The following is a 10,569-nucleotide window of genomic DNA, read 5'->3' on the forward strand; positions in this document are numbered from 1 at the left end:
AGTACAGCGGGTACGACGCGTACTTCCAGAAGCTCTCCACCCAGGTCGCGGGCGGCGCGGGGCCCGACCTGCTCCAGCTCGACCGGGCCACCGTCGGCGAGTACGCCGGGCGCGGGGTGCTGGCCGACCTCACCGAGCACGTCGGCGGCCACATCAAGACCGACGACATCCCCGACACCCTCCTCGCGGGCGGCGAGGTCGACGGCAAGCAGCACGCCATCCCCGCGGGCCAGACCACCCAGATGCTCGTGTTCGACCCCGCCCCGTTCGCCGCCGCGGGCGCCACCGTGCCCAGCGCGCCCGGCGAGAAGTGGACCTGGGCCCAGTTCGCCGAGGCCATGAACAAGGTCGGCGCCGCCGGCTCGGTCGCGGGCACCACCGACTTCGGCTGGGCCGTCGACTGGTTCGAGGTGTGGCTGCACCAGAACGGCGGCGCGCTCTACACCGACGACGGCGAGCTCGGCTTCGACGCCGCCGAGCTCACCGAGTACTGGACGATGGTCTCCGCGCTGCGGCCCGGCAAGGGCGCCACCGCCCCCGAGGTCACCACCAAGATGGACGGCTCCGTGCAGAACTCCGGCATGGTGACCAGGCAATCCGCCTCGGAGATCGGCTACGACTCCTCCCTCACCGGCTACTTCACCTCCTACGGCCCGACCGTGCGCACCGCCCCGCTGCCCAGCGACACCGCCGAGTCCGGCATGGCCGCGCTGCCGCCCGTGCTGTTCGGGGTCTCCCAGCGCTCCAAGCACAAGGACGCGGCGGCGAAGCTGCTCGACTTCCTGGTCAACGACCCCGACGCGGGCAAGGTGCTCGGCGCCTCGCGCGGCGTGCCGCCGAACTCCAAGGTGCGCGAGCAGGTGTGCGGCGCGGCCGTCGACGCCAACAAGCTGGTGTGCGACCACGAGAGCGCGCAGGAGGACAAGATCGGGCCCTCGTTCGGCCCGTGGCCCACCGGGTCCGCCGCGGTCAAGCGGGACTTCCAGCGCACCTACGACGACGTCATCTTCAACCGGGTCGGGATCGCCGAGGCCGCCGAGCGCGTCGTGCGCGACGCCGAGCAGGCGCTGGGCTCCTGACGCCGTGGTGGACACCGCGCTCACCCGCCCGCCCCGCGCGCAGGCCCCGCCGCCGCGCGCGCGACGGGCCCGCGCGGGGCAGGGGATCGCCTACCTGTTCCTGTCGCCGTGGATCGCCGGGGCCGCGCTGCTGACCATCGGGCCGATGGCGGCGTCGCTGTACCTGTCGTTCACCGACTACAACCTGTTCGACCCGCCGGAGTGGGTCGGCCTGGACAACTACACCACCATGTTCACCGGCGACCAGCGCTTCTGGCACGCGGCGGGCGTCACCACCCGGTACGTGCTGCTGTCGGTGCCGCTCAAGCTCGGCCTCGCGCTGGCGGTGGCGCTGCTGCTCAACCGGTCCCGGCGCGGCGCCGGGCTGTACCGGTCGGCGTTCTACGCGCCGTCGCTGCTGGGCGCGAGCGTCAGCGTCGCCCTGGTGTGGCGGGCGATGTTCTCCACCGGCGGCACGGTCGACGAGGCGCTGTCGGCGCTCGGGCTCGACCTCGGCGGGTGGGTCGACCAGCCGCGGTACGCGCTCTACGCGCTGGTCGCGCTGGCGGCCTGGCAGTTCGGCGCGCCGATGGTGATCTTCCTGGCCGGGTTGAAGCAGGTGCCGCGCGAGCTGCACGAGGCCGCCGCGATCGACGGGGCCGGGCCGCTGCGGCGGTTCACCTCCATCACCGTCCCCATGCTCACGCCGGTGATCCTGTTCAACCTGGTGCTGGAGGTCATCAACGCGTTCCAGGCGTTCACCGGCGCGTTCGTGGTCAGCAGCGGGCGCGGCGGGCCGAGCGACTCGACGCTGCTGTACCCGCTGTACCTGTACCAGCGCGGGTTCACCGACTTCCGGATGGGCTACGCGTCCGCGATGGCGTGGGTGCTGCTGGCCGTGGTCGCCGTGATCACCGCGCTGGTGTTCCGCAGCGCCCGCCGCTGGGTGTTCTACGCCGGGGAGGAGGGCCGGTGACGGCGCGGAAGGTGCTGTGGCACGGGATCGTGATCGCCGCGCTGGTGCTGCTGCTGTACCCCGTGGTGTGGCTGGTGGGCACCTCGTTCAAGCCCGCCGAGGAGGTGCTGTCGACGCTGTCGCCGCTCGGCGACGACCCGACCACCGACAACTACGCGCAGGTCTTCGACGGGGTCGGCGAGTTCGGGGTGTGGCACTACTTCGGCAACTCGCTGCTGGTCTCGCTCGGCGCGGTGGTCGGCAACGTGGTGTCGTGCGCGCTCGCGGCCTACGCGTTCGGGCGCCTGCACTTCCGGGGCCGGGGGCCGATGTTCGGGTTCATGATGATCACGATCATGCTGCCGCACCACGTGGTGCTCATCCCGCAGTACGTGATCTTCCAGCAGCTCGAAATGGTCAACACGTTCTGGCCGCTGGTGCTGCCCAAGTTCCTGGCCACGGACGCGTTCTTCGTGTTCCTGATGGTGCAGTTCATCCGCACCCTGCCGCGCGAGCTGGACGAGGCCGCCACGCTCGACGGCTGCGGTCCCGCCGGGGTGTTCCGGCACGTGGTGCTGCCGCTGCTGCGACCGGCGCTCATCACCACGGCGATCTTCTCGTTCATCTGGTCCTGGAACGACTTCTTCAGCCAGCTGATCTACCTCAACGACGCGGAGCGGTTCACGCTCCCGCTGGCGCTCCAGCTGTTCATCGACCAGGCCACGCAGTCGGCGTTCGGGCCGATGTTCGCCATGTCGGTGCTCGCGCTGCTGCCCATCGGGCTGTTCTTCCTGGCGTTCCAGCGGTTCCTGGTCGAGGGCGTGGCGACCTCGGGGGTGAAGGGGTGACGCGCCGCGCGGAGTCGGCGCCGTCGCGGGTGGCTCGGTCGGCCCGGTTGGCGCTGCTGGCCGAGGTGCTGCTGGTGGGCGTGCTGGTCTGCCTGGCCGCGCTGCCCGTGGTGACCGCGCTGGCCTCGGCGGGCGCGGGCGCGCGGGCGCTGCGCTCCCTGGTGGCCGACGGCCGCACGCCCACCGCGCGCGCGTTCGCCGCCGACCTGGTGGCGGGCCTGCGCGACCCGCTCGCACTGGCCCTGCCGCCGCTGCTGCTGGTGGTCGGGGCGCTGGACGTGCTGGCGCTGCTGGGCGGGCTGCCCGGTGGCGCGGTGCTGGGGCCCGCCATCGGCCTCGCGCTGGTCGCGGTCGTCGTGGTGCTGCTGCGCTGCGCCGCGCGGTGGGAGCCGGGCGCGCGCTGGTCCGCGCTGCTCGCGTCCCCGCCCGCGGGGGTGGTGGGCGACGTCGCGGTCGCGTGCGCGCTCGTGGTGGTCGTGCTGGTGGTGCTGCAAGCGCCCGGTTTCGCCGTCGTGGCTCCGGGTCTGCTCGTGTTCGCGTCGGTCGCGGTGGCCGGCCGGTGACCGCTGGAGGTTCGAAGGTGCGCCGGATCTGCTTCCTGCTGCGGGTGCGCCCCGACCGCCTCGCCGAGTACCGCGAGCGGCACCGCGACGTGTGGCCGGACATGCGGCGGGCGCTGCGCGAGACCGGGTGGGGCAACTACACCCTGTTCCTGGCCGACGACGGCCTCCTGGTCGGCTACCTGGAGACCCCCGACTGGGACGCCGCGCAGGCCGGGATGCGCGACCGCGAGGTCAACGCCCGCTGGCAGGCCGAGATGGCCGAGTACTTCACCGCGCTCGACGGCCGCGACCCCGACGAGGCGATGGCCCCGCTCACCGAGGTCTTCCACCTGGACTGAGGGCGTGCGAGCGCCGGTCGCCTGAGGGCGGGCGGCTAGGATGCGCTCACGCGCAGGCAGGGAGGACACCGTTGGGGGCAGCGGTCAGCATCCGCGACGTCGCCGCGCGCGCCCGCGTGTCCGTCGGCACGGTCTCCAACGTGCTCAACCGCCCCGAGCTGGTGGCCGCCGCCACCAGGGAGCGCGTCCTGGGCGCCATCACCGAGCTGGGCTTCGTCCGCAACGACGCCGCCAGGCAGCTGCGCTCCGGCACCCCGCGCGCGCTCGGACTGATGGTCCTGGACGTGGCCAACCCGTTCTTCACCGACGTGGCCAGCGGCGTCGAGGACACCGCCAGCGAGGCCGGGCACGCCGTCATCCTGTGCAACAGCGCCGAGTCCGCCCAGCGCGAGGCCAGGCACGTCGAGCTGCTGGCCGAGCAGCGCGTGCACGGCGTCCTGATCACGCCGGTCGACGCCGACCTCACCGCCGTGCGCCGGTTGCGCGCCCGAGGGCTGTCCGTGGTGCTGCTCGACCACCCCACCGACGACCCCGAGCTGTGCTCGGTGGCCGTGGACGACCGCGCGGGCGGTGACCTGGCCGTCACGCACCTGCTGGCCGAGGGGCACGAGCGGGTGGCCATGGTCAACGGGCCCGCGCGCCTGCACCAGACCGGCCAGCGGCTGCGCGGGGCCCGCGACGCCGTGGCGCGCGCGGGGAAGCCGGTGGACGCGCTGGAGGAGATCCCGGTGACCGCGCTGAACGTCGCCTCGGGGCAGCGCGCGGCCGAGCAGATCCTGACCCGCGCCCGGCGGCCGGACGCGGTGTTCTGCGCCAACGACCTGCTCGCGCTCGGGCTGCTCCAGGTGTTCCTGCGCGCCGGGCTGCGCGTCCCCGAGGACATCGCGGTGGTCGGCTACGACGACATCGACTTCGCCGCCGCCGCGGCCGTGCCGCTCACCTCGGTCCGGCAGCCGCGCACGCTCATCGGGCGCAAAGCGGCCGAGCTGGTGATCGCCGAGAGCACCGGGCCGCGCGACCACGAGCACGAGCACGTGCTGTTCGCGCCGGAGCTGGTGGTCAGGGAGTCCAGCAGGCGCGTCCGCTGAGGGCGGCCGGGGTCGCCGGAGCGCCGGTCACGTCCCGCGGCCCGCGCAGCGCAGGATGCCCTGCTCGGCGCGCGCGATCTCGTCGGCCCGCCCGACGCCCTCGGCCAGCACCAGCGCGTCCCGGTGGTGCCCCAGCGCGCGGCACGTCCCCCAGGGCGTGGTGCAGCTCCCCGAGCGCGTTGAGCACCTCGGTCTGCAGGCTCCGGTCGTTGTGCTCCACCGCCAGCGCCAGCGCCTGCTCCAGGTGCTCGCGGGCCCGCGCCTGCTGCCCCAGCCGCACGTGCAACCGCCCCAGGTCGTTGTGCGTGAACCCGCGCAGGTTGTGGTCGTCCGCGCTCCCCGCCACGGCCAGCGCCTCCCGGTAGTGCTCCAGCGCGTGCGGGTAGTCGGCCATGCGCTGGTAGAGGCTCCCCAGGTTGTGGTGCACGGTGCCGCGCGCGAAGCGGTCGTCGGTCTCCTCCGCGTAGCGCAGCACCCGCTCGTAGTGCGCCAGCGCCTCGGCGTGCCGACCGGTGCGCTCGTGGATGATGCCGATGTTGTTCAGCGCCGCGTGCTCCAGCCTGCGGTCGCCCAGCTGCCCGGCCAGCGCCGCCGCGTCCTCGTTGTGGGCGAGCGCGCGGTCGTAGTCGCCCAGCCAGCGGTGCACCGCGCCCAGGTGCCGCAGCGCGTTCGACCTGGCCTCCCCGGTGTGCGCGCGGTCGAGCGCGTGGCCGTGCACCGCCAGCGCGTCGGCGAAGTGCGCGCCCACCACGAAGTAGCGGTGCAGCGACGTGGACAGCCTGCCGGTCTGCTCGGGCGTGCCGCGCGCGGCCAGCGCCACCAGGTTGTGCCGCTCGGCGTCCAGCCAGGCCAGCGCCTCCGCGTAGCCGAACCCCGGCGGCGCGCCACCGCCCGCCGGCCGGTGCAGCCGCTCGTACGGGGCCACCACGTCCATCGCCGACGCCACCCGCCCGAGCAGGTGCTCGACCAGCCGCTCCACCGCCGCGTCCACCGCCGCGGGCCCGTCGTGCGCCGCAGCGAGGTCCGCCGCGTACGCGCGCACCAGGTCGTGCGTGTGGAACCGCCCGTCCGGCGACCGCCGCGCCAGGTGCACCCGCCCCAGCACGGCCAGCGCCCGCCCCGCGCCGACGGGGTCGCCGCCGGTGAGCGCCGCGACGGCCGCCGCGGCCAGGTCCGGGCAGTGGCACGCGCCCAGCAGCCGCAGCGCGCGCGCCGCGTCGGCGGGCAGGTCCCGGTAGGACCAGGAGAACGTGGAGCGCAGCCCGGTGTCGTCCAGCTCCAGCGCGTCCAGCGGGCTCGACGCCGAGCGGCCCAGCTCCTGCGCCAGCTCGCGCAGCGGCAGGTCCGGCTCGGTCGACGCGCGCGCCGCCACCAGGCCCAGCGCCAGCGGCAGCCCCGCGCAGGTGCGGACCACCGCGTCCACCGCCTCCGGCTCGGCCGCCACGCGCTCCGCGCCCAGGTGGCGGCCCAGCAGGTCGCGGGACGCGGCGGGCCCGAGCACGTCGACGCGCAGCGACCGCGCGCCGTGCGTGGTCACCAGTCCGGGGAGCTTGTGCCTGCTGGTCACCAGCACGGTCGCCGACGCGCCGCCGGGCACCAGCGGCTCCACCTGCGCCAGGTCGCGGGCGTTGTCCAGCACCACCAGCACGCGCAGGTCCGCCACCAGGCTGCGGTACAGCCCGACCTGGGCGGCGGGGTCGGTGGGGAACGACGGGGCGCGCACGCCCAGCGCGTCGAGGAACCCGCGCAGCGCGACCTCCGGTGAGACCGGCGTGCCACCGGGGTCGAACCCGCGCAGGTCCACGTACAGCTGCCCGTCCGGGAAGCGGTCGAGGTTGTGGTGCGCCCAGTGCAGCGCCAGCCACGTCTTGCCCGCGCCGCCCGCGCCGCCCAGCGCCACGACCGGCGGCGAGCCCGGACCGGCCACCGCCGCGTCCAGCTCGGCCAGCTCGCGGGAGCGCCCGGTGAACAACCGGCCGGGCGCGGCGGGCAGCTGCCGGGGCACCGGGCGGTCGACGGGCGGCGGCCGGTGCTGCCTACGGGCCTCGTGGACGCTCTCCGCCACCCGGAACCACGCCTCGCCCCACAGCGACTGCTCGGCGGGCGTCGCGCCCAGCGCGATCACCACCCGGTCCAGCACGTCGGCGGGCGCGAGGGTGCTGCCGGTGACGTAGGTGTGCATGGTCGACTTCGGCACGCCCACCTGCGCGGCCAGCTCGGCCAGGCTGACCTTGGCCTTGCCGCTGCCCCGCGCGGCCCTGCCCCGCAGCAGCTCCAGCTCGCGCGAGAGGTCGGAGAGGGTGCGCACCAGGGCGGGGGAGACCCCGCCCGACCGACGCGGTGCGCCCGTCATGCCACCTCCAGCGCGAAGCGTCCGGACAGGTCCAGGATTGTCCAGCACGCACCGTGACGGTGGCAACGCGGTGCGTCCCCCTATCGGGGTGGACGTCGCTCGCGCGTCCGGGTGGCGCCACCGCCGCGCCGAGCGGTCGCCGCACCCCGCCCCCGGCATCGCGCCTGGTCGGCGGCGCCCGGCGCGCTCGGGCCCGCGCCACGTCCACCGCCGCGCCGCGCCCGCGACCCGCCGCCGCGCCCCGCTCCCGGCCCGAGCTGATCCGGTGGGGGGAAACCTGTTCCCCAACGAGTGGAACCCGCCGCGCCGGCTTGGCCGCGCGCCTCCCCGGCTGATTGCGTTCCGGGCTGATCGCGGTCCACGAGACGGGGACCGACGGCCACCCGAGGGAAGGTTCCAGACCCATGCCGCAGCCGTTCCAGTTGCCGGAGTTCTACATGCCCCACCCGGCGCGGCTGAACCCCAACCTGGAGCAGGCCCGCGCGCACAGCAAGGCGTGGGCGCGGTCCATGGACATGATCGACGTCCCGCAGCACGGCACGGTCATCTGGGACGAGTCCGACCTCGACTCGCACGACTACGCGCTGCTCTGCTCCTACACCCACCCCGACGCCACCGCCGCGGACCTGGACCTGGTCACCGACTGGTACGTGTGGGTCTTCTACTTCGACGACCACTTCCTGGAGCTGTACAAGCGCAACCCCGACATGGCCGGGGCCAAGGCCTACCTGGACCGCCTCCCGCTGTTCATGCCCGTCGACGGCCCCATCACCGAGGAGCCGACCAACCCGGTCGAGAAGGGCCTGGCCGACCTGTGGGCGCGCACCACGCCCGTCCACACCGCCGACTGGCGCCGCAGGTTCGCCGACAACACCAAGCACCTGCTCGACGAGTCGCTGTGGGAGCTGGCGAACATCTCCGAGGGCAGGCTGTCGAACCCGATCGAGTACGTCGAGATGCGCCGCAAGGTCGGCGGCGCGCCCTGGTCGGCGAACCTGGTCGAGCACGTCACCGGCATGGAGGTGCCCGCCTCGATCGCGCTCTCCCGGCCGCTGGGCGTGCTCCGCGACACCTTCTCCGACGCCGTCCACCTGCGCAACGACCTGTTCTCCTACGAGCGCGAGGTGCAGGACGAGGGCGAGCTGAGCAACGGCGTGCTCGTGCTGGAGCGGTTCCTGGACGTCGACACCCAGTCCGCCGCCGAGGCCGTCAACGACCTGCTCACCTCGCGGCTGCACCAGTTCGAGCACACCGCGCTGGTGGAGGTGCCGCCGCTGCTGGACGAGCACGGCGTCGACCCGCTGGGCAGGCTCGCGGTGCTGGCGTACGTGAAGGGCCTGCAGGACTGGCAGTCCGGCGGCCACGAGTGGCACACGCGCTCCAGCCGGTACATGAACCAGGGCGCGGTCGCCTCCGGCCACCCGCTGCTCGGCGGGCCGACCGGGCTCGGCACGTCCGAGCTGCGCTCGATCCTGACGACCCTGCCGCAGCGGGCGCGCTCCTTCACCCACCGGCCGTTCGCCGAGGTGCCGCCGCGCGGCAGGCCGAACACGCACCTGCCGTACCAGGTGAAGCTGAGCCCGCACTGGAAGTCCGCGCTGGAGCACAACGTGGGGTGGGTCGGCCGGATGGGCGTCTACGACGACTCGCCCGCCGTGTGGACCGAGCGGAAGGTGCGCGACTACGACTTCGCGCTGTGCTCGGCCGGGCTCGACCCGGACGCCACCGCCGAGGCGCTGAACCTGTCCGCGGACTGGCTGGCGTTCGGCACCTACGGCGACGACTACTACCCGTACGTCTTCGGGCGCACGCCCGGCATGGCCGCGCCCAAGGCCCTCACCGAGCGGCTCAAGCAGCTCATGGCCGTGGAGGGCCCGGCGCCGATCGCCCCGGCCGTGCCGCTGGAGCACATGCTGGCCGACCTGTGGGCGCGCACCACCGCGCCGATGGGCGTCGACGCCAGGAGGACCATGCGCACCGCCGTCTCCCGGATGCTCGACGCCTGGCTGTGGGAGCTGCAGAACCAGCAGCTCAACCGCATCCCCGACCCGGTCGACTACGTCGAGATGCGCCGGGACACCTTCGGGTCCGACCTGACCAAGAGCCTGGCCCGCTTCGCGCACGGCGACCGGGTGCCGCCGGAGGTCTACCGGACGCGGACCCTGCAGAACCTGGAGAACTCGGCCGCCGACTACGGGTGGATGGTCAACGACCTGTACTCGCACCGCAAGGAGGTGCAGTACGAGGGCGAGGTGCACAACCTCGTGGTGGTGGTGCAGAACTTCCTGGACTGCGACCTGGACCGGGCGTTCGAGGTCGTGGAGCGGTTGCAGGAGGCCAGGATCCGGCAGTTCCGGCACGTGCTGGAGGTGGAGATGCCGCAGATGTTCGAGGACCTCGGGCTGGACGACGTGGCCCGGCGCGCGCTGCTCGACTACGGGGACGAGCTGAAGGACTGGATGGCCGGGATCGTGAACTGGCACGAGAACTGCGTGCGCTACCACGACGAGGACCTCGTGCGGCACTTCGGCACGGCGGGCGGCCCGGTGGGTGGTGCGGTGGGTGGCAGCGCGGTGGGCGGCGGTGCGGTGAGCGGTCCGGTGGGCGGTGGTCCGGGGCCCGTCGCGTCTCAGCCGTCCGTGCCCCCCGTGCCTTCCGCGCCGAGCCGGGCCGCCGCCAGCAGCAGCCCCGTCACGCTCCCCGCGTGCCGGATCTCCCCGGCCAGTACCATCCCCAGCGCCCGGTCGAACGGCATCCAGCTCAGCTCCAGGTCGGCCTCGCCGCCCTCCAGGCTCGTGGCCCCGGTGGACAGCCCGGTCGCCAGGAACAGGTGGTCGACGTGGTTGGTGAAGCTGTCGGCCCCGTTCACCCGCCCCAGCTCCACCCAGTCGGTCGCGCTTATCCCGGTCTCCTCCACCAGCTCGCGCTCCGCCGCCGCGCGCGGGCCGGTGTCCCGCCGCTCGATCGCCCCGGACGGCAGCCGCCACTGCCTGCTGCCGTGCGTGTAGATCCACTGCCGGGTCACCGCGACGAGCCGCTCCCGGTCCAGCGCGACCACGCTCACCGCCCCCGGCGAGCGCACGTGGTGGTAGGTGTCGGGGACTCCGTCCGGCCGGACCACCTCGTCCTGGCGGACCTCGAACCACGGGGTGACGCGCACGGTGCTCGTGCCGAGCGTGCGCCACTCGGGAAGTCGTCCGGGCTCCATGCCGCCATCCAACACGGCCGCCCGCCCCCCGCCTCCGCACCGCGCGGGCGCCAGGCCCGAACACCCGAATGCCCGGCCCCGGGGGGGCTGCGCCCGCCCCCGGGGCCCGCACCCCCACCCAGGGGTCAACGGATAAGACGGGCAACAAGGTGGTCACC

General features: G+C 74.1%; 8 protein-coding genes and 1 pseudogene. 7 read left to right on the forward strand and 2 right to left on the reverse strand.

The features are described 5' to 3' along the window. From ACTUAL_RS20210 to ACTUAL_RS20235, 6 genes are all read left to right on the forward strand, one after another. Positions 1-1,079: ABC transporter substrate-binding protein (locus ACTUAL_RS20210; protein WP_440901350.1), on the forward strand; the 1,079-nt coding region annotated here is incomplete at its 5' end. 4 nt (positions 1,080-1,083) lie between these two features. Then, positions 1,084-2,034 carry a carbohydrate ABC transporter permease gene (locus ACTUAL_RS20215; protein WP_440901351.1) on the forward strand — a complete coding sequence of 317 codons (951 nt, stop codon included), beginning with the start codon at positions 1,084-1,086 and terminating at the stop codon, positions 2,032-2,034. Beyond that, a complete protein-coding gene (locus ACTUAL_RS20220; RefSeq protein ID WP_440901352.1) occupies positions 2,031-2,861 on the forward strand; it encodes a carbohydrate ABC transporter permease in 831 nt (276 codons plus the stop codon). The genes ACTUAL_RS20215 and ACTUAL_RS20220 overlap by 4 nt, the downstream gene beginning before the upstream one ends. Further along, positions 2,858-3,424: a hypothetical protein gene (locus ACTUAL_RS20225; RefSeq protein ID WP_440901353.1), complete on the forward strand. Its 567-nt coding sequence runs from the start codon at positions 2,858-2,860 to the stop codon at positions 3,422-3,424. Before ACTUAL_RS20220 ends, ACTUAL_RS20225 begins: the two co-directional genes overlap by 4 nt. Before the next feature lie 17 nt (positions 3,425-3,441). Beyond that, positions 3,442-3,762, forward strand: a complete 321-nt coding sequence (locus tag ACTUAL_RS20230) for an L-rhamnose mutarotase (protein ID WP_096491696.1) — start codon at positions 3,442-3,444, stop codon at positions 3,760-3,762. A gap of 71 nt (positions 3,763-3,833) precedes the next feature. After that, positions 3,834-4,850, forward strand: a complete 1,017-nt coding sequence (locus tag ACTUAL_RS20235) for a LacI family DNA-binding transcriptional regulator (RefSeq protein WP_440901354.1) — start codon at positions 3,834-3,836, stop codon at positions 4,848-4,850. On the opposite strand, the gene ACTUAL_RS20240 is transcribed toward ACTUAL_RS20235, so the two are convergent. Beyond that, positions 4,822-7,203: a tetratricopeptide repeat protein gene (locus tag ACTUAL_RS20240; RefSeq protein ID WP_440901355.1), complete on the reverse strand. Its 2,382-nt coding sequence runs from the start codon at positions 7,201-7,203 to the stop codon at positions 4,822-4,824. The genes ACTUAL_RS20235 and ACTUAL_RS20240 overlap by 29 nt on opposite strands. A gap of 515 nt (positions 7,204-7,718) precedes the next feature. Here ACTUAL_RS20240 and ACTUAL_RS20245 point away from each other — a divergent pair. Then, positions 7,719-9,542: pseudogene (locus ACTUAL_RS20245) on the forward strand (terpene synthase family protein); the annotation flags it as partial. 290 nt (positions 9,543-9,832) lie between these two features. On the opposite strand, the gene ACTUAL_RS20250 reads toward ACTUAL_RS20245, so the two are convergent. Beyond that, positions 9,833-10,411: an NUDIX domain-containing protein gene (locus ACTUAL_RS20250; RefSeq protein ID WP_096491700.1), complete on the reverse strand. Its 579-nt coding sequence runs from the start codon at positions 10,409-10,411 to the stop codon at positions 9,833-9,835. Positions 10,412-10,569 lie beyond the last annotated feature (158 nt).

The sequence above is a fragment of the Actinosynnema sp. genome (assembly GCF_052038725.1).